We start from the raw sequence: 16581 nt of genomic DNA on the forward strand, positions 1-16581 counted from the left end.
GGGAATTTCGCGCCCATTAGACCATACGAGCCTAAGTGCCGGTCTTGGTTTGGGCGTCACTTTTACCCTTGGCTATCCAGCGAAGCGCCTTCATTTCCAGTGAGTCCGCATAAGACCGCGCATCGCCATCAGCCCACGGCGGGCCGGGGGCACTCTCGTCTTTCAGCAGGAAATCAATCACCAACTGCTTGGGTGGCTCCGCAACCTGATACCTGTGCCCAACGTCGATCATCTTTTCGATGATCGCGGCGTCGCGGGCCTTGTTCCTTTCAAATTCCTTCGCCCGCTCCTTTGCCTTGACGATCACGTCACCTTCATCCGAGTCTTGGGAGGCGAGGTTTGTTTGCTGATCTTGTCCTGCCCCAGTGCCGGCGGCTGGTCGCCGATCTGACGCGAACATCGCAATCCGGTCTATTTCCTTCTGGAGTGAAGGGCTGAAGTCCGAGACGTGGCAGCGCAGGCCCTCAGCGAACTTGATAGCTGCGACGACATTCAGCACCGAGCCCTTCGGCTTATCGGCATTGAGGTATTGCCAGACCATGCCCTGGTTGCCGATTCCATACACCTGCCCGAACTCAAGCTGGCTCATCCCCGCGCGCTTCTCGAACAGCTCGCGGAGCCTTACCGAGTCCTGAATCTGCTCGTCGGTGGGGGGTGTCTTGGGTTTCTTTGTCGTCATAACGTCATTAGCGCAACTATTGAAAGGAACGGCAACCAGCCGCGCTATTGACGGTAATAACTAGCCGCGCTAGTATTGCGGCACTATGGACACGAACAACATCAAGCGAGTGCGTGAGCAACTCGGCCTTTCCCAGGCCGCGTTCGCTGCTGCCATTGGTGTCTCGCAAGGCAACGTCAGTCACTACGAGCGGCAGCGTCAGGACGTGCCGCCCGAGGTGGCGCGGCGTGTCATTGCGGCAGCCCATGAGCGAGGCGTTCACATCACCTTCGACGACATCTACGCCGTCGAAGCTGGGGAGGCTCGGCAACGCGCGGCCAACGCCGCCGAAGACATCCACCAAGAAGGAGCACCACATGCCTGAACCCAAGGTAGCCGCCGCCACGCCCATCGAAGACGCGCAGCAGCGCGCCGGCGTTCCGGCCGTTTCGCCCGAGTCCGCCCACTCCCAGCCTGCCGGCCTGCCCGACATGCCCGAGGGCGACGCGCCCGCGCTCATCCAGATCGGCCCTTTGGATGTTTGAGAAAAGAGCCAGCCATGCAGATATTCGGTCGTCTCACCGTTGATTCCATCGAGGGCAGTAAGGCGCATTGCACCTGCGCCTGCGGCACCAAGCGCATCGTCTCGATCTACTCCCTGCGAAGCGGCAACACCCGCAGTTGCGGCTGCCTCGCGCGGGAGCGCACGGCGAGCATGGGCCGGGGCAACAAGACCCACGGCATGAAGAAGACCCGCACCTACAAGGCGTGGGAGTCGATGCGTCGGCGCTGCTTCAACCCGCGCGCCGTCAATTTCGAGAACTACGGCGGGCGCGGCATCACGGTTTGCGCAGCCTGGGCCAGGTTCGAGAACTTCCTGGCCGACATGGGCGAGTGCCCGGATGGCCTGACGCTGGAGCGCAACGACACGAACGGCAACTACGAACCCAGCAACTGCCGCTGGGCCACGCCAGTCGAGCAGACGCGCAATCGCCGCATCACCGCCACCCTCGAAATCGAAGGACGCACGCGCGTTCTCGGCGAGGTGTGCGCGGAGCGCGGCGTCAGCGCCCACCTTGTCCATTGCAGGCTGCGGAGCGGCTGGCCGGTCAATGACCGCCTGTTCATGCCTTCCCTTCGCGCCGGTCGTGGTGCGTGAAAGGTTGCGCGCTGTGGTTTTCATCAACTTTTCCATGCAGCAAGTCTCCGCCGCCCGCCGGGCTGGCGGTAGGCGAATCTGAAAGGGCGTTCGTCATGCGTAGGCCGATCAAGCAATCTCACCGCGCGCTGTTCCTGGCGCTTCAGGCGGATGCCAAGGAATACCCCGGCGGCGTTCGTGCCATCGCGGAAGCGATGGGCATGAACGGGAACACGCTGGCGAACGGCATCAACCCCGACCATGACGCGCCGCCGCCCAGCTTCGGCGTCATCCTCGAAATCGTCATCGTGGCCCAGGCCCGGCGCACCGTGTTCGCGCTGGCGCACCTCGTCGGCCAGGTGCCGATGGACTTCGAGCTGGAGCCGCGCGAGCCGGCCGAGGCTGTGCGCCTGTTCCTGTCGCTGGTGTCGTCGGCGTCGGAGCTGCTGGGCGTGGGTTCCGAGGCCGCCAAGGATGGCCGTTTCTGCGCGGACGAACGCCGCGCCCTTGAACCGCTGCTGCTGTCGCTGATGAAGGCGACCGGCGAGCTGCTGCAATCCATCCGGGGAGGTGCCCTGTGAGCGCCGTCATTGCCCCGCCGCACGCGCAGCGCGCCGCGACCGCCCGCCGCCTGGGCGAAGAACAGATGCAGCTTGCCCTGGACGCGGCCACCTCGACCGACCCGAGTTTCGGCGCGCGGGCCTATACGTTCATCGTGGCCTACGTGCGCGAGCAGTCCGCTCGGCTGGGCAGCGTGCCCGGCGAGCAGGTGACGATGGCGGCGCGTGCCGCTGGCATCACCCCGTCCGATGATCGAGCGTTTGGGGCGATCTACGCCAAGGCCATCCGCCAGGGCGACATCCGTGTAGTGGGCTATTGCGCTCGCGTGCGTGGCCACGGAACCAGTGGAGGGAAGCTCTATGCCGCTGGCTGATGAGAAATGGCGGCCGGTGGTTGGCTTCGAGGGCAAATACGAGGTTTCCGACTGCGGCCGCGTCCGCTCGCCACGCACGGGGAAATTGCTCGCGCAACGGCTCTGGAACAGCGGCTATCCCAGTGTCCAGTTGTGGGCCGGGAACAAGGCGCATAGCCGGTCTGTGCATCGCCTGATGGCTGCTGCCTTCCTGGGTTTGGCGCCGGGCTTGCAGGTGAACCACATCGACGGGAACAAGGGGAACAACCGCCTCGACAACCTGGAGGTCGTCACTCCGAGTGAGAACCTGAAGCACGCCGTTCATGAGCTGGGTTTCAAGACGCCGGCGTTGGCCGGCGCAGAGAACCCGAACGCCCGGCCCGTCGATAGGCTTTCCCTCGATGGAAGGCTGCTGCGGCGCTACCCGTCTCAGTCCGATGCTGTGCGAGAGGGCTTCCGCGCGTCCTGCATTACCGAGTGCTGCAACGGCACTCAGAAGACGCACAAGGGCTTCCGCTGGCGTCATGCCGTCCATGAGCAGGAGGGCATGGCTTGATGGAAGACCTCAAGAACCTGTCCGCCGAAGCCGTCATGGCGCCGTTCGTTGGCCGCGACACCCTCACGAACCGCGAGCTGTTCCAGCAACTCGCCCTGCAACTGGACATCCCCGAGGCGGCGCTGGATGCGCGCGCGCCCGTGGGCAAAGCCGGCAAGGCGTACAACCTGTTCGAGCGCAAGGTGCGGTGGCACCAGCAAACGCTGAAGCACCTGGGCGTGCTGGAGCGCGTGGAGCGCGGCACCTGGCGCCTGAGCGGCGACGCCAAGAAGGAGCTGACGCCGGCACCGCGCCGCGCCGTCCTGCTGGCGTTCTCAACCGACCTGGGCTGCGCGCTGTGGGCGAACGCCGAGGACGTGTTCAGCGGCTTGGGCGAACAGATCACCCTGGCCTTCACCTCGCCGCCGTACCCGCTGGCGAAGCAGCGCGCCTACGGCAACACCGACCAGGCCAGCTACATCGACTGGCTGCTGCCCATCCTCGAACCCATCGTGGCGCACCTGCGGCCCGGCGGCAGCGTGGTGCTGAACCTGGGCAATGACATTTTCGAGCCTGGCTCGCCGGCGCGCTCCCTGTACCTGGAGCGCCTGACCCTGGCGCTGCACGACCGGCTGGGCCTGCACCTGATGGAGCGGTTCGTCTGGCACAACCCGACGAAGCCACCCGGCCCGGTGCAGTGGGCTTCCATCCGCCGGGTGCATCACAACACCGCCTACGAGCATGTGCTGTGGTTCACCAACGACCCGGCCCTGGTGGTGGCGGACAACCGCCGCTGCCTGCGCGAGCACACCGACAAGCACCGGCGGTTCATGGAGGCCGGCGGCGTGCAGCAGTACGCCCGCTACGCCGGCGGCGCCTACACCGTGCGCGAGGGCAGCTTCAGCGCGCCCACCGAAGGCGCCATTGCCCGCAACGTGCTGTCCATCCCGCACCGCGACCCCGACCAGCAGCCCGCGCGCGACTACGCGGCCGCGCACGGCCTGCCGGCCCACCCGGCGCTGATGCCGTCGCGACTGGCCGAGCACTTCGTCCGGTTCCTGTCGGACATGGGCGACCTGATCGTCGATCCGTTCGGCGGCTGGGCCACCACGGGGCGCGGCGCCGAGCTGCACGGCCGCCGCTGGCTTGTGACCGAGCGGTGCCGGGAATACCTCATGGCAGCCGCGCAACGCTTCCGGGGCGCTCCCGGCTTTCATGCGGCCTTCGCTGCCAACGGGGGGGCGAATGGCTGCTATTGAATGGTTCCGCCTGTGGCACGACATGCCCAACGACCCGAAATGGCGCACCGTCGCCAGGGTGTCGGGCCAGCCTATCACCACCGTCTTGTCCGTGGCGCTGCATCTCATGGTGGATGCGTCACGCAATGTCACGCGCGGTCACGTCAGTGTCACGGCGGAAGATGTGGCAAGCGCGCTCGACGTGACAGATGAGGCCGTGGAGGCGATTTTCTCGGCCATGCAGGGTCGCGTGCTCGACGGCGACCGCCTGTCCGGCTGGGAAAAGCGCCAGCCCAAGCGCGAGGACTCGGGCAGCCCTGAAACCGGCGCGAAGTCCGCCGCAGAGAGGAAACGCGAGCAGCGCGAGCGCGAAAAGCAGGCCCAGGAGGCCGCCGGGAAGGGTGGGAATAGTGCGCGTCACGCAGCGTCACGCGATGTCACGCTAGATAAAGATACAGATAAAGATAAATCTCTCTCTCCTGACGGAGAGAGAGAAGGCGCTTCCGCGCCTGGTCTGTCCGACTCCGGTTTGGCTGGCGCTCCTGCTGCTGCCGAACCCCCGGAAGCTCCGCCTGCCGATGGCCCCACCCAGCCCGCCGAGGGTGGGCCTGCCGACCAGCCCCCCGGTGATGACCCGCCGCCCCCGCCGCCTGCTGGCGAGAAGCTGCCGCGCGCCCTGGGCGTCCGTGAGCTGGTGGCCGAGGGCGTCGAGCGCCAGCACGCCGAGGACTGGCTGAAGGCCCGCAAGGCCAAGAAGCTGCCGCTGACCGAATCCGCGCTCGACATCGTGAAGGCCGAGGCCGTGAAGGCGGGCCTGACCCTGCCGCAAGCAATCGCCCGCGCCGCCGGCGAAGGCTGGGCCGGCTTCAAGGCGTCGTGGATGGCGAGGGACGGCGGCAGCCGAACCAACGGCGCGCCGGCGCCCAGCACCGCCCACGGCGGATTCGATCAACGCGATTACGGAACCGGAGGCCGCCTGTGAAAGCCATTGCCGACATGGGGCTGAACACCCCGCCGAAGACCAAGACCGAGCTGTGCGAGACGCACGGCGAGTTCGAGAGCCGCTGCTACCTGGGCAGCGTCTGGACGAAGTGCCCGGCGTGCAGCGCCGAGGCCGTCGCCAAGGCGCGGGAGGCCGAGGAAGCCAAGGCGCGCGCCGAGCGCGTGGCCGCCTGGCAGCGCAAGATCGGCGACGCCGGCATCCCCGAGCGGTTCCGCGACCGCCGGCTGGAAACCTACGTGGCCCGCACCGAGGGGCAGCGCCGCGCCCTCGCGTTCGCCCGGAGCTACGCCGACGGCTTCGATGCTGCCCTGAAGACCGGCCGCTCCGCGCTGTTCATCGGCAAGCCCGGCACGGGCAAGACGCACCTGGCCGTGGGCATCGGGTTGCAGATCATGGAGCGCGACAGCCGCAGCGCGCTGTTCCTGACCGTCATGCGCGCGGTGCGCCGGGTGAAAGACACCTGGGGGCGCAGCAGCACCCAGAGCGAGAGCGAGGCCATCGCGTCGCTGGTGTTCCCCGACCTGCTCATCCTCGACGAGGTGGGCGTCCAGTTCGGCAGCGACGCCGAGCGGCTGATTCTGTTCGACGTGCTCAACGAGCGGTACGAGAAGCGCCGGCCGACGCTGCTGCTGTCGAACTTCACCCGCGACGAGGTGCAGGCGTTCCTGGGCGAGCGCATCTTCGACCGCCTGCGCGAAGACGGCGGCGAGTTCATCCCGTTCGACTGGGAGAGCCACCGGGGAGGCATGGCGTGATCGAGACGATCTTCCTGGCCGTCGTGGGCGGCCTGCTGCTGGTGGCGGGCCTGCTGGGCCTCGTCGTGGCGGCCCTGGCCGCAGCGTACCGCCGCGAGCGCGACGAATGGGAGGGCGACTGATGGACATGGTGCTGGTCAAGACCCCCAACGGCGCGCTGGCGCCGGCCGACGAGGAAGCCCGCGCGCTGATCGAGAAGCTGAAGGCCGGCCAGGGCGTGCGCGCCACCATCCGCCGCGCTCGCAACGTGAAGTTCCACCGCAAGGCGTTCGCCCTGTTCAAGCTGGCGTTCGACGTGTGGGAGCCGGTGACGCCGCTGGAGTACCAGGGCCTGCCCGTCGCCAAGGACTTCGACCGCTTCCGCAAGGACATGACCATCCTGGCCGGCTTCTACAAGGCCGTCTACAACGCGCGCGGCGAGGTGCGGCTGGAGGCGGAAAGCCTGTCCTTCGCCGCGATGGACGAGGAACGGTTCGAGACGGTGTTCCGCGCTGTGCTCACGGTCGTCTGGAACCGCGTGCTGAAGGCTGCCGGATACGCCACCGAGGACGAGGTAGAGCGGGTCATCAACGAGCTGATGAGGTTCGACCAATGAAGCGCGCCCCGACCGCTGCCGAGAAGCGCCACATGGGCCGCGTCGCCGCCCTGGGCTGCATCCTCTGTGACCACCTGGGCCTGGGAGCCACGCCGGCGCAGGTGCATCACGTCCGCGAGGGCCAGGGCATGAGCCAGCGCGCCAGCAACTTCCTGACCGTGCCGCTGTGCCCCGAGCACCACCAGGGGAACACGGGCCTGCATGGGCTGGGCACCAGCGCCTTCGAGCGCACCTACCGGCTGTCCGAGCTGGACTTGCTCGCCATGACCCTCGAACGACTGGAGGCCGGATGCCGGTAGCCGAGAAGACCGTCCGCTGCATCGACTGCGCCCACTACCGGCTCAAGGACGCCGGCGCGATGGGCCGGCTGGGGTTCGGCCTGTGCGCGCTGTCCCCGAGCCGGGCGAGCTACCCGTCTTCCGTCTATCCCCGCCAGTGCGACAAGTTCAGCGAGGCCGCCGCAGACGTGCGCGCGGCCCGGACTGCCTGGCTCGACAAGCGCGGGGAGGGCTGATCGTGGCGAACACCCTGCGCTGGAGCGAGGAACAACTGGCCGCCCACCTGCGGCGCGCGCCCGAGGCGGAGCCGGCCCAGAAGCCCGCCGCCAAGCGGCTGCCGGTGGCCGTGGGCACCGTGGCCCCGCCCGAGCTGAACCCGGCCATGAACAAGACCGAGGCCGAGTACGCCGGGATGCTGGAGGAACGCCGCCTGCGCGGCGAAGTGGCCTGGTGGCGGTACGAGGCCATCACCCTGAAGCTGGCCGACAACACGCGCTACACGCCGGACTTCCTGGTGATGCTGCCGGACGGGGTGCTGGAAATCCACGAAACCAAGGGCGGTTTCATTCGAGAGGACGGCTGGCTGAAGCTGAAGGTGGCCGCCGCATTGTTCCCGTTCCGGTTCTTCCTGTGCCAGAAGGCATCCAAGAAGGACGGTGGCGGCTGGTCGATCAAGGGGGTATAGGCGATGGCAGAGAAGAAACCGGCGGCGAACACGCGCATGGAACAGGCGGCGGCGGTCAAGACCATCGGCGCCCGGATGCGGCAGGCCCGCGAGCTGTGCAACCTGTCCCAGAGCGCGGCGGCGAAGCGCCTGGGCTACTCGAACTCGTCCAAGCTGTCCAAGGTCGAGGGAGCGACGGACACCAACAGCGTGCCCCTGTGGCTCATCCTGCGCGCGGCCAAGGTGTACGAGGTCAGCATCGACTTCCTGTTCGGCGTCACCGACGACTGGGAGGTAGGCGTCCGCATGAGCATCGAGCGGGAAACCTCGGCCTGGCTGTTCGACACCTGGGAAAAAGCCCGCCAGCGGGACATGGCGGCTCTGAAAAAATTGCATGACAAGGTGGAGGCGATGGGCGAGGCCGTGGCGCAGATGCTCACCACCACCGACGACGCGGGAGCGGCCCTGGCGCGCTTCATCGAGCTGAACCCCGACTTCGAGGACATGCCGGGCGGTGCCCGGCTCCTGAGCGCGGTTGGACGCGCCTCTGGTGCTGCCAAGGGCGCCAAGGCCAAGATGGCGCGGTTCCGCGTGGAGTGCTCCCTGGCTGCTGCCGACACCCATCAACTGAGCCTGGCCCTGTAGATCGGGGAAGACGTGGGATATGGCGGCAAAACCGAAGCTGACGCCCGAGCAATGGGCGGATGTCCGAAATCACTGGGAGCGCGACCCGCGCGATGGGTATTCCTGGCTCGTCGATGAGCTGGGCTTGCCCGTGTCCGCGCCGGGCGTGCGCAAGACCGCGCTGCGCGATGGCTGGGCCAAGGTTTCCGCCCAAGGGGGTGACGCCGCCCCGGCCCCGGCCAAGACCGGCGCCAAGGAGCCGAAGAAGGCCGCCCGCACAAAGCCAGAGGGCCAGCCACAAGACGGCGCCACGCCGCGCACCAGCAAGGTTTCCAAGGTTTCCGAAAACCATCAGCGAGAAACCATCAGCGAAACCATGAGCGCGGGCGAAACCATGCCCCTGACCACGGCCGAGGCCCTGGAGCGCGACCCCGACCAGTTCGGCGTCCTCGCGCAACTGACTGATATGCAAGAGGTTTTCGTCCGCGAATACATGGTGGATTGGAACGGGACGCAGGCAGCTATCCGGGCTGGCTACAGCGCCAAGAGCGCGGGGGAAATCGCCTACCAGCTACTCCAGAAACCTTCGGTGCGGGAGGCGATAGAAACCTTGGCCTCGGCCCGCGCCCGCCGGCTGGGCATCGACGCCGACGAGCTGATGCGGATGTGGGCTGCGGTCGTCACCCTGGATGCCAACGAGATTTCCCAGCTTCGCCGGGTGTGCTGCCCGTACTGCTGGGGAGCCGACCACCAGCGGCAATACACCCCGTCCAGCCTGGAGGCAGCCCGAACGAAGCATGAGCGGGAGCGCCAACGCCGCCTGAAGGCCGACCAGAACGACGACATCGGGGAGTTCCCTGCCTATGCCGACGCCTGGTACGACAAGCGCCGCCCGCCGGCGGAAGACTGCCCGGAATGCCACGGCGAGGGCGTCGTGGAGGTGTTCTTCGCGGACACCCGCAACCTATCGCCGGCCGCCCGCCTGGTCTATGCCGGCGTGAAGGAAGGCCGGGATGGCATCGAAGTCCTGACCATGAGCAAGGAGAAGGCCGCCGACAACCTGGCGCGCGCCCTGGGCCTGTTCAAGGAGAAGGAAACCGAGGTGAACATCAACATGGTGTCGGGCGACGAGCTGTTCCGCCTCTACGAGGACAAGATGCAGCAGGCGCGCGAGCGGCAGGCCCTGGTGCTGTCAGAGCGCGGCATCGTCATTGACGCCGACGAGGACGGGCCGCCAGCGCCTGGCGCGGACGAACCGGAGCCGGAGGAATCCCCGTGAAGGCCGCCATCACCCGCGCGTTCGCGTTCGTCGTCACCGGCCTGGCCGTCTCTATGGCCGTTGCCAGCGCCTGGCAGCGCGCCGGTGCCGAGGCCGACCGCTGGCTGCTGGCCGGCCTGTCCGCCGTGATCGTCCTGGCCGTCCATCTGATGCCTGCGCTGCTGGGCCGGCTGTCGCGCCTGGTCGTGTGGCCGGTGTGGTGCCTGTGCTTCCTGGCCGCCCTGTGGGGGCACATCTGGTTCTTTGCCAATGCCAGCCACGGGGCCGCCGAGGGCCGGGCCGCGTCGTCCGCCCAGGTGCGCGTCGTGCAGGAGCAGCGCCGCGCCATCGAGGCGGCACTGGCCGAGAACAAGGCCCGCAGCGCCGCGACCGTGGCCGGCATCCTGGCGCGCACGAAAGACCCCAAGGCCCGCGCCGCGCTGGAAATCGAGCTGACCGAGGGAAAGCGAGCGAACGAGTTGCGCGCGCAGCTTGTGGCCCTGTCCGGGCAGGAGGCCGCCGCTGCGACGGCTGACCCGGTGGTGTCCGGCCTGACCGAGATTACCGGACTGCCCGTGGCGGCCCTCAATGTCTGGGCCGGCGTGCTGATCGCCATGCTGCTGGAGGTGCTGGGTTCCCTGCTGTGGCTGGCGGCCGTGCTCGGGCCGGAGCCGAAAGGCGTGTCGGCGGGCGCCCCGGAACCGGCGGAGCGCGGGCCGGGCGACGCGGAGCTGGTGGAGCTGCTGTACGAGGCGCTGGAGAACAGCGAAATCAGCCCCACCGCCGAGGACATTTGCCGACGCATCGGCGGGTGCAAGAGCGAGACGGCCGCGCGGCTGCTGCGCGGTCTTGAGGCGCGGATGGCAAGGGGATGACGAAGCGCCGCCGAAACCGGAACCTGCTGGAAGACCCGCGCTACCAGGCGTTCGTCGAGCGTTACCATGCCGACCCGCTGCGGTTCGCCGTGGAGGTGACGGGATTCATGCCCAGCGCCGACCAGATGGACTTGTTCCAATCCATCACCACGCCCAACGCCAAGGTTTCGGTGGTGTCCGGCACGGGTACGGGTAAGACGGCCAGCTTCGCCCGCATCGCCCTCTGGCATCTGCTGTGCTTCCCAGTCGCGGTCTATGACGGCAAGGTGGAGGTGGGCAGCAACACCTACATCGGCGCCCCCTTCATTCAGCAGGTGGCCGACGGCATCTGGAAGGAAATGCAGGATGCCCGCATCGCCATTGCCAACGGGCCGCACGCCTGGATAAACGACTTCTTCACGATCACCAAGACCCGCGTGCATGTGAATGGGTACGCGGAGCAGTGGTTCGTCACCCAGATCGCCATGAAGAAGGGCGAAGCCATCGGTGTGGCCGGTAAGCACCGCTACTGGCAGCTCATCATCATCGACGAAGCCGCCGGCGTGCCCGATGAGCACTTCGACGTGATCGACGGCACCCAGACCCAGCCAGGCAACCGCACGCTGATGGCGTCCCAGGGCGCGCGCAGCGCCGGGCGCTTCTACGATTCCCACCATACCCTGAGCATCGAGAACGGCGGGAGCTGGCTGTCGCTGCGCTTCAACTCGGAGCTGTCGCCGTTCGTCACGACCAAATGGCTGCGGGAGCGGGAATCGGAGAGCGGCGGCCGGCACTCGGTCGAGTACCAGATTCGGGTGCTGGGCCTGTTCGCGCAGAGCAGCAGCAACGTCCTGATGACGCGCGCCGACATCGAGACGGCGTTCAAGCCCCGGAAGATCATCGGCGACGACGAGCCTTTCGGCCTGGTGGTGCTGTCCGACGTGGCTCTGGGCGAGTACCGCGACGACTCGGTGGCCATCGTCGCCAAGGTGATCGGGGACGCCGACCACGGCCCGGACGCCCGGCGGGTGGAGTTCATCGAAATCCCCATCTGCGCGAACGACAAGAACGAAATCGACCTGGCCGGCGACCTGGTGAATCTGGTGGGCAAGCTGTCGAACGCCACTCTCTACGTGGATGCTGGCGGCGTTGGCGCGACCGTGTGCAAGCTGATCGAGCGTTCGGGCGCCACGGTGACGCGCGTGAACTGGGGCGCGCCGTGCTTCAAGAACGAATACAAGGCCAGGTTCTACAACCTGCGCGCCTGCGCGATGGTGCGATTCCGCGACGCCATCCGGCAGGGGCGCGTGGTGCTGCCCCAGGGCATCTCCAAGAAGCTGCGCGAGAAGATCATCGACCAGGGTTCCCGGCTCCCGTACCACTTCAGCGAGGCCGGCGGCCTGCGGTACGTCATGGAGAGCAAGGAGAACATGCGCCGCGATGGCATCAAGTCGCCCGACATGATCGACGCCATGAGCTTCATCTTCTTGGAGGGGGCGGCCTACATGGTGGCCGCCGGCGCGGCCAGCGTCGCCACCAGCCTGACCGAATCGGTGCTGGAGAAAGCCGAGGGGCTGCTCGCTGACGTGTGACGGGCAGCCAGGCCGGAAAACGGCGCGCATCCTGCCCTTGACCCGCTCCTACCATCCTCCGAAGAAGGAGGTTCCTATGCAAACCAAGGTCATCACCTACAACCTGCGGGAGCGGGGCCGCCAGTTCCGAGGCAAGGAGCGGAATTTCAATATCCGCGCCATCTGCGACGCGATCAACGGCCCGGCCTGCCAAGAGCGGGTCAAGAACCGCGACATGCTGGGCTATTACGGGCACTGGCCCCGCATCAAGTTCGGCATGAACCCGGCCGAAGGCGGCCTGGACGACGGCCGCCCGTCCCTGGTGGAGCCGGCCCTTGTCACGACCCTGCTGCGGGCCAGCCCGGACGGCACCATCGAGCACCAGGCCGAGTTCTTGAACAATGACCCCGGCCAGGTTGCCGCGAAGCTGTACGCCGGCCGCGTGGGCGGATTCAGCTCGGCCATTGACCAGCACCGGCCCGAGTTCTTCGGGTTCGACTACGTGCTGGAGCCGAACTACAGCACGAACCGGGGCTACACCCTCGACGACGTGCGCGACATGACGCTGGACGACATCGAGGCGGCCATCTACGACGAGCAACTGCGCGGCGTGCTGCGCCTGCTGGACTCGGCCAACGACGAGCGCGACCGCGCCAGTGAAGCCATTGAGCACCTGCGGGCGGAGAACGAGCAACTGCTGTCCATGCTGGCCGCCAAGGGCATCGACGCCGGCGCCGTGCTGGACGCCGTGCCGGTGGCGCCCATTGCCGTTTCCATCGACCCGATGGAGCGGATGCGCCGCGATGCCGACGTGTTCCGGCGGGCCGCCGACTTGCCGCAGTTCTCCGCACCGCAGAGCAATGCCGACCCGGCCGAGAACGTCCCGCTGTATGGCCGGCTGCTCGGCCAGTTCCTCCGTCGGTAAGCGCCCATGCTCCAGCCCGTCAAGATCGCCCTCGGCCAGTTCATGGGCCGCTACTTCGCTTCCATCGTGCCGACCACGAAGCCCCTGGAGGGCTTTGTCGCGCGCCCGCTCGCCAAGGCCATCGCCTGGGCTCCGGCGCGCATGATCGACGCGGCGGAGGAAATGCTGTCCCTGTGGTTGCGCTCCGACCTGGAGAACGCGCCCACGACGCCGCCCGAGCTGCCCGCGATCATCGTGGCCGTGGCGAAGGACTACACGCCGACCGGGCGCGACTACACCCGCCAGGTGGCTGACCGCCAGATGGTCATGATTCCCGAGGATGCCAAGGAGCGGCTGTTCGGCCTGCGCGCCGTGGCTGGCGACGTGCGCGCGCAGCTTGTGGTGTTCGCCACGGATGAGCCGTCCGCCCACTCCCTGGCAGCGCAGTTCCTGCTGTTCCTCGACGAGACGGAGAACCGCCGGTTCGAGGCGTCCTACCGCTTTGCCGGGCTGGATATGGCCTGGCCGGTGCAGATCGAGTCCCCGGACGCTCCGGCCATGTCCATCCAGACCGACGCGAAGAACCTGACCATCCTCGCCATCGACATGACCCTGCGCGCAGAAATCCCGCTGTTCGATGCGCCCAAGGAGGGCGAGCCGAACGACGGCAAGGGCACGCCGGGCACGGACGACCCTGCCGGGTATCCGCTGGTGCAGACCGTGAGCGTGGATAGCGCCGAGGCCGGCGACCAGGGCGGCAAGGCAGAAATCCGGCCCTATGAGGTGTCCGCCGACGATGGGGGTGAGCCGTGATCCAGATTCAGGCCACCTTTACCGGGTACGGCGGTCGTCCGTGCTCGCTGTTCTCGGTCTATGACCCCGACGCGCGCGTGCTGGTGGTTGGCGCAGAGGCCGACTATCGGGCCGAGCGCCGCGAGGGCTGCATCGTCCTAACCAATGTGCCGGACATCGCCCGCGATGCGCTTTTTATCGACTCCGACCTGATGCCGGGCATTGCCGCCTTCTACTCCCTCAAGGCGGGTGTGGCGGCAGATGGCAAGAGCGCCAGGCTGGTATTCGGCGACCGCGCCGCGCGCGCGAACCCCGAGCAGTCCATCGAGCGCGACGGCATCGACACCAACGGCCCCAAGTACCGCCTGTCCGACGCCATCACCTGCGGCCAGATCGCCGCGCTGGCGACGTGCCTGCACGCGACCCGCTCCGACACCGTGGAGCGCACCGTCAAGCTGGCCGAGTCGTTCCGGCACCTGCTGGGCGGCGGAATCATGACCATCTGAAGGGGGAGGCCATGATCGACAAGGACACCCGCGCGGCCAAATCCTTCTACCGGGAGGTGCGCAAGTTCGCGGAGAACACCAAGCCGTGGGACACCACGGCCATCTTCTACGAGACGAAGCCGGACGAGATGTACGACCTGACGCTGGTTTCCCAGCGCGTCTATGGCCGGCGTGACGAGTTCCTGGCCGTGATGGCTGCCGCCGGCCTGGATACCGTCGATCAGCCCCTGCCGCAGAAACGCATCGTGCTGCCCAACGAAGGGCAGCTCATCGACATCAAGCGCCGGGCGGGCTTCGAGTCCATCGACGACCTGCGCGAGAACTTCGCGCCCACCTGGGCGGAGGCGTAGGCATCAAATATCGGAAAACGTAACGGTATCGACATTTTCCAGACCCATAGGATGGCTGAATGAAAGAGAAAATCATCGGCGTCTATGCCATCCAAGCCCCTGACGGGCGGCTGTATATCGGCTCATCCGTGGATGTGGAGAAACGATGGGGCGAGCACAAGTCGCGCCTCCGGCACGGGAAGCATGACAACCCCATCCTTTCCCATATCGCCGCCGCGACTGGTGTGGATTCGCTTCGCTTTCGACTGTTGCTGCGGTGCTATCTGGACGAACTGAGGGCCTGCGAGCAGGCTGCCATTGACCGGCTGAAGCCCGCCCTGAATATCCTTCCCACTGCCGAGCGCCTGCTGACTGAGCAGTGGAAGCGTCCCGACTTCCGCGCCAGAAACACCGCACGCGCAGCCAAGCAGAACGCGGAGCTATGGAGCGACTCTGCCTTTGTTGAGAAGGCCCGTGCAAGGGTTGTGGTCATGCAGACCGCCGAGGTCAAGGAGAAGGCGGCGTCTTCCCGTCGTCGCGCGATGAAGGAGCGTGGGCAGGCATATCGAAACGTAGCCGAGGCGTCAGCGGCGACCCTGAAAAAGCTGCACGCTGACCCTTCTTTTGCCGCCGCTCATTCGGAGCGGATGCGGGAGAACATGAAGCGGTTGAGCCAAGACCCGGAGTTCCAGCGCAAGCGCAATGAGGCGGCCAGGGCGCGGCACCAGAAGAAAATTCGCTGCATCACCACGGGCGAAGTGTTCCCCAGCAGGGGGGCGGCCGCCAAGGCGAAGGGCATCAGCGAATCGGTCATCAGCAAACAGCTTCGCGGGCTGCCTACCCGCTCGGGGCTTGAATGGGAGTACCTGAATGGCTGATTGGTTCGGCAAGGTCAAGGGCCACGTAGGGGAAGCGAATCGGCGCTTCGATGCTGACGCCAAGCAACGTGCGGAAGCCGAGGCCGCTGCGAAATCCACCATCCTGACTGACAAGATGCTTCAGTCGGGGCAGTGGGACTCCGGCAAGGTGTTGTTCACCACGCTGAACGGTGGCGTGACTCAAATCACCGCCAACGAACTTGCCACCTTCCGGCACAACATGCAGATCGCCAAAAAGCAGGCGGGGTTTGCGACCGGGAAAGGCATCACGGCGCGGCAGGTCATCGACCTGGCATCGGCGAAGCCATTGGTGTATCTGTCCGACAGGTCGGACGGGGCAAGAAGCGACATCGACCGGGCGCGCAAGGAAATCACGATGGGCGTGCCGGTATCGGCGCTCCATGATTCCGTGCGGTTCATCACGAACGCCGGCGGCTCGACGCCGGGCGTGACGCGGCACCATGTCACGATTCAGTTGATGGGATTCCGAAATGCGGTGGATGCCATCATCGCCTCTGGCGGCGACTCGGCCGCCGTGCGCAGGGAAGCCAACAAGATGCGCAAGGGTGGGCTGAAATTCGATTGCAGTTGCGACCGCCATAGGTACTTCCTGCGCTATGTGGCCACCATTGGCGGCTTCAATGCAGGGCGCGATGAGACAGGCTTCCCCAAGATTCGCAATCCCGGCCTGAAGGGAGTGGCATGTAAGCACGTCCTGCGGGTCATGACCGAGCTGGAATCGTCCAATTCCGTCTTGCGGTTCCTTGAGCGGCATTTGCAGGGCGTGTCAGCTTACAAGGCAAACACCACAGTCAAGCAGACGGAGGCCGAGGAAGCTATCCAGTCCAAGGCCCCAGCGCGAATCAAGACCAGCGAGCAGAGAAAGGCTGAAGCCGCGAAGGCACGCGACCGGCGCGCCAGCAAACGGGCGGCATCAGCGCCGAAGGCCAGACCGCCAAAGAAAATCGACCCCTATACGCGCCGCATTGAATCGGCACTCAAGGGCGGTTCTCTGACCCCAGATCAAGTTTCCCAAATGCGTTCATGGGGATGGAACGACAGACGAATTGCCAATGCTGCGGAGTGAA

General features: G+C 66.6%; 25 protein-coding genes. 24 read left to right on the forward strand and 1 reads right to left on the reverse strand.

The features are described 5' to 3' along the window. Positions 1–31 precede the first annotated feature (31 nt). A complete protein-coding gene (locus E6C76_RS03875) occupies positions 32–679 on the reverse strand; it encodes a hypothetical protein (protein ID WP_136346914.1) in 648 nt (215 codons plus the stop codon). A gap of 85 nt (positions 680–764) precedes the next feature. Here E6C76_RS03875 and E6C76_RS03880 point away from each other — a divergent pair, with 85 nt between their 5' ends. From E6C76_RS03880 to E6C76_RS03985, 24 genes are all read left to right on the forward strand, one after another. Next, positions 765–1043 carry a helix-turn-helix transcriptional regulator gene (locus tag E6C76_RS03880; RefSeq protein ID WP_136346915.1) on the forward strand — a complete coding sequence of 93 codons (279 nt, stop codon included), beginning with the start codon at positions 765–767 and terminating at the stop codon, positions 1041–1043. Further along, the gene (locus E6C76_RS21985) at positions 1036–1203 is read left to right on the forward strand and encodes a hypothetical protein (RefSeq protein WP_168734231.1); all 168 of its coding nucleotides are present in this window, start codon (positions 1036–1038) and stop codon (positions 1201–1203) included. The genes E6C76_RS03880 and E6C76_RS21985 overlap by 8 nt, the downstream gene beginning before the upstream one ends. A gap of 14 nt (positions 1204–1217) precedes the next feature. Further along, entirely contained in the window at positions 1218–1817 is a 600-nt protein-coding gene (locus E6C76_RS03885) for a hypothetical protein (RefSeq protein ID WP_136346916.1), read from the forward strand. Between the two features lie 95 nt (positions 1818–1912). Continuing rightward, a complete protein-coding gene (locus tag E6C76_RS03890) occupies positions 1913–2377 on the forward strand; it encodes a phage regulatory CII family protein (RefSeq protein ID WP_136346917.1) in 465 nt (154 codons plus the stop codon). Further along, positions 2374–2730, forward strand: coding sequence for a hypothetical protein (locus E6C76_RS03895; RefSeq protein ID WP_136346918.1), 357 nt, complete (start codon positions 2374–2376; stop codon positions 2728–2730). The genes E6C76_RS03890 and E6C76_RS03895 overlap by 4 nt, the downstream gene beginning before the upstream one ends. Beyond that, positions 2717–3265, forward strand: coding sequence for an NUMOD4 motif-containing HNH endonuclease (locus tag E6C76_RS03900; RefSeq protein WP_136346919.1), 549 nt, complete (start codon positions 2717–2719; stop codon positions 3263–3265). Before E6C76_RS03895 ends, E6C76_RS03900 begins: the two co-directional genes overlap by 14 nt. Then, positions 3265–4503, forward strand: coding sequence for a site-specific DNA-methyltransferase (locus E6C76_RS03905; protein WP_136346920.1), 1239 nt, complete (start codon positions 3265–3267; stop codon positions 4501–4503). The genes E6C76_RS03900 and E6C76_RS03905 overlap by 1 nt, the downstream gene beginning before the upstream one ends. Further along, positions 4490–5464, forward strand: coding sequence for a hypothetical protein (locus E6C76_RS22195; protein ID WP_211090091.1), 975 nt, complete (start codon positions 4490–4492; stop codon positions 5462–5464). The genes E6C76_RS03905 and E6C76_RS22195 overlap by 14 nt, the downstream gene beginning before the upstream one ends. Continuing rightward, the gene (locus E6C76_RS03915; protein ID WP_211090092.1) at positions 5461–6240 is read left to right on the forward strand and encodes an ATP-binding protein; all 780 of its coding nucleotides are present in this window, start codon (positions 5461–5463) and stop codon (positions 6238–6240) included. Before E6C76_RS22195 ends, E6C76_RS03915 begins: the two co-directional genes overlap by 4 nt. Next, a complete protein-coding gene (locus E6C76_RS22550) occupies positions 6237–6362 on the forward strand; it encodes a hypothetical protein (RefSeq protein WP_269140149.1) in 126 nt (41 codons plus the stop codon). The genes E6C76_RS03915 and E6C76_RS22550 overlap by 4 nt, the downstream gene beginning before the upstream one ends. Continuing rightward, positions 6347–6835, forward strand: a complete 489-nt coding sequence (locus E6C76_RS03920) for a DUF1367 family protein (RefSeq protein WP_136346921.1) — start codon at positions 6347–6349, stop codon at positions 6833–6835. The genes E6C76_RS22550 and E6C76_RS03920 overlap by 16 nt, the downstream gene beginning before the upstream one ends. After that, positions 6832–7134 carry a Ref family recombination enhancement nuclease gene (locus tag E6C76_RS03925; RefSeq protein ID WP_136346922.1) on the forward strand — a complete coding sequence of 101 codons (303 nt, stop codon included), beginning with the start codon at positions 6832–6834 and terminating at the stop codon, positions 7132–7134. The genes E6C76_RS03920 and E6C76_RS03925 overlap by 4 nt, the downstream gene beginning before the upstream one ends. Further along, positions 7125–7349 carry a hypothetical protein gene (locus tag E6C76_RS03930; protein ID WP_136346923.1) on the forward strand — a complete coding sequence of 75 codons (225 nt, stop codon included), beginning with the start codon at positions 7125–7127 and terminating at the stop codon, positions 7347–7349. The genes E6C76_RS03925 and E6C76_RS03930 overlap by 10 nt, the downstream gene beginning before the upstream one ends. A 2-nt stretch (positions 7350–7351) precedes the next feature. Beyond that, positions 7352–7798 carry a PDDEXK family nuclease gene (locus E6C76_RS03935; protein ID WP_211090093.1) on the forward strand — a complete coding sequence of 149 codons (447 nt, stop codon included), beginning with the start codon at positions 7352–7354 and terminating at the stop codon, positions 7796–7798. Positions 7799–7801: 3 nt separating this feature from the next. Continuing rightward, positions 7802–8422, forward strand: a complete 621-nt coding sequence (locus E6C76_RS03940) for a helix-turn-helix domain-containing protein (RefSeq protein WP_136346924.1) — start codon at positions 7802–7804, stop codon at positions 8420–8422. A 19-nt stretch (positions 8423–8441) separates the two neighbouring features. Further along, positions 8442–9680, forward strand: a complete 1239-nt coding sequence (locus tag E6C76_RS03945) for a terminase small subunit (protein WP_136346925.1) — start codon at positions 8442–8444, stop codon at positions 9678–9680. Next, the gene (locus E6C76_RS03950) at positions 9677–10534 is read left to right on the forward strand and encodes a hypothetical protein (RefSeq protein WP_136346926.1); all 858 of its coding nucleotides are present in this window, start codon (positions 9677–9679) and stop codon (positions 10532–10534) included. The genes E6C76_RS03945 and E6C76_RS03950 overlap by 4 nt, the downstream gene beginning before the upstream one ends. Further along, positions 10531–12105: a hypothetical protein gene (locus tag E6C76_RS03955; RefSeq protein ID WP_136346927.1), complete on the forward strand. Its 1575-nt coding sequence runs from the start codon at positions 10531–10533 to the stop codon at positions 12103–12105. The genes E6C76_RS03950 and E6C76_RS03955 overlap by 4 nt, the downstream gene beginning before the upstream one ends. A 76-nt stretch (positions 12106–12181) precedes the next feature. Beyond that, positions 12182–13009, forward strand: a complete 828-nt coding sequence (locus E6C76_RS03960; RefSeq protein WP_136346928.1) for a hypothetical protein — start codon at positions 12182–12184, stop codon at positions 13007–13009. A gap of 6 nt (positions 13010–13015) precedes the next feature. Further along, positions 13016–13801, forward strand: a complete 786-nt coding sequence (locus E6C76_RS03965; protein WP_211090094.1) for a hypothetical protein — start codon at positions 13016–13018, stop codon at positions 13799–13801. After that, entirely contained in the window at positions 13798–14286 is a 489-nt protein-coding gene (locus E6C76_RS03970; protein ID WP_136346929.1) for a hypothetical protein, read from the forward strand. Before E6C76_RS03965 ends, E6C76_RS03970 begins: the two co-directional genes overlap by 4 nt. A gap of 11 nt (positions 14287–14297) precedes the next feature. Beyond that, a complete protein-coding gene (locus tag E6C76_RS03975; protein ID WP_136346930.1) occupies positions 14298–14636 on the forward strand; it encodes a hypothetical protein in 339 nt (112 codons plus the stop codon). Between the two features lie 59 nt (positions 14637–14695). Further along, entirely contained in the window at positions 14696–15493 is a 798-nt protein-coding gene (locus E6C76_RS03980; protein WP_136346931.1) for a GIY-YIG nuclease family protein, read from the forward strand. Continuing rightward, entirely contained in the window at positions 15486–16580 is a 1095-nt protein-coding gene (locus E6C76_RS03985; RefSeq protein WP_136346932.1) for a hypothetical protein, read from the forward strand. The genes E6C76_RS03980 and E6C76_RS03985 overlap by 8 nt, the downstream gene beginning before the upstream one ends. Position 16581 lies beyond the last annotated feature (1 nt).

This window comes from Pseudothauera nasutitermitis, from assembly GCF_004801295.1.
In the GTDB taxonomy this organism is placed as follows: Bacteria; Pseudomonadota; Gammaproteobacteria; order Burkholderiales; family Rhodocyclaceae; genus Pseudothauera; species Pseudothauera nasutitermitis.

Coding starts and splice junctions, on each gene's coding strand:
- E6C76_RS03875 (WP_136346914.1), bottom strand. CDS start 679: ATGACGACAAAGAAACCCAAGACACCCCCCACCGACGAGCAGATTCAG.
- E6C76_RS03880 (WP_136346915.1), top strand. CDS start 765: ATGGACACGAACAACATCAAGCGAGTGCGTGAGCAACTCGGCCTTTCC.
- E6C76_RS21985 (WP_168734231.1), top strand. CDS start 1,036: ATGCCTGAACCCAAGGTAGCCGCCGCCACGCCCATCGAAGACGCGCAG.
- E6C76_RS03885 (WP_136346916.1), top strand. CDS start 1,218: ATGCAGATATTCGGTCGTCTCACCGTTGATTCCATCGAGGGCAGTAAG.
- E6C76_RS03890 (WP_136346917.1), top strand. CDS start 1,913: ATGCGTAGGCCGATCAAGCAATCTCACCGCGCGCTGTTCCTGGCGCTT.
- E6C76_RS03900 (WP_136346919.1), top strand. CDS start 2,717: ATGCCGCTGGCTGATGAGAAATGGCGGCCGGTGGTTGGCTTCGAGGGC.
- E6C76_RS03905 (WP_136346920.1), top strand. CDS start 3,265: ATGGAAGACCTCAAGAACCTGTCCGCCGAAGCCGTCATGGCGCCGTTC.
- E6C76_RS22195 (WP_211090091.1), top strand. CDS start 4,490: ATGGCTGCTATTGAATGGTTCCGCCTGTGGCACGACATGCCCAACGAC.
- E6C76_RS03920 (WP_136346921.1), top strand. CDS start 6,347: ATGGGAGGGCGACTGATGGACATGGTGCTGGTCAAGACCCCCAACGGC.
- E6C76_RS03925 (WP_136346922.1), top strand. CDS start 6,832: ATGAAGCGCGCCCCGACCGCTGCCGAGAAGCGCCACATGGGCCGCGTC.
- E6C76_RS03930 (WP_136346923.1), top strand. CDS start 7,125: ATGCCGGTAGCCGAGAAGACCGTCCGCTGCATCGACTGCGCCCACTAC.
- E6C76_RS03940 (WP_136346924.1), top strand. CDS start 7,802: ATGGCAGAGAAGAAACCGGCGGCGAACACGCGCATGGAACAGGCGGCG.
- E6C76_RS03945 (WP_136346925.1), top strand. CDS start 8,442: ATGGCGGCAAAACCGAAGCTGACGCCCGAGCAATGGGCGGATGTCCGA.
- E6C76_RS03955 (WP_136346927.1), top strand. CDS start 10,531: ATGACGAAGCGCCGCCGAAACCGGAACCTGCTGGAAGACCCGCGCTAC.
- E6C76_RS03960 (WP_136346928.1), top strand. CDS start 12,182: ATGCAAACCAAGGTCATCACCTACAACCTGCGGGAGCGGGGCCGCCAG.
- E6C76_RS03965 (WP_211090094.1), top strand. CDS start 13,016: ATGCTCCAGCCCGTCAAGATCGCCCTCGGCCAGTTCATGGGCCGCTAC.
- E6C76_RS03975 (WP_136346930.1), top strand. CDS start 14,298: ATGATCGACAAGGACACCCGCGCGGCCAAATCCTTCTACCGGGAGGTG.
- E6C76_RS03980 (WP_136346931.1), top strand. CDS start 14,696: ATGAAAGAGAAAATCATCGGCGTCTATGCCATCCAAGCCCCTGACGGG.
- E6C76_RS03985 (WP_136346932.1), top strand. CDS start 15,486: ATGGCTGATTGGTTCGGCAAGGTCAAGGGCCACGTAGGGGAAGCGAAT.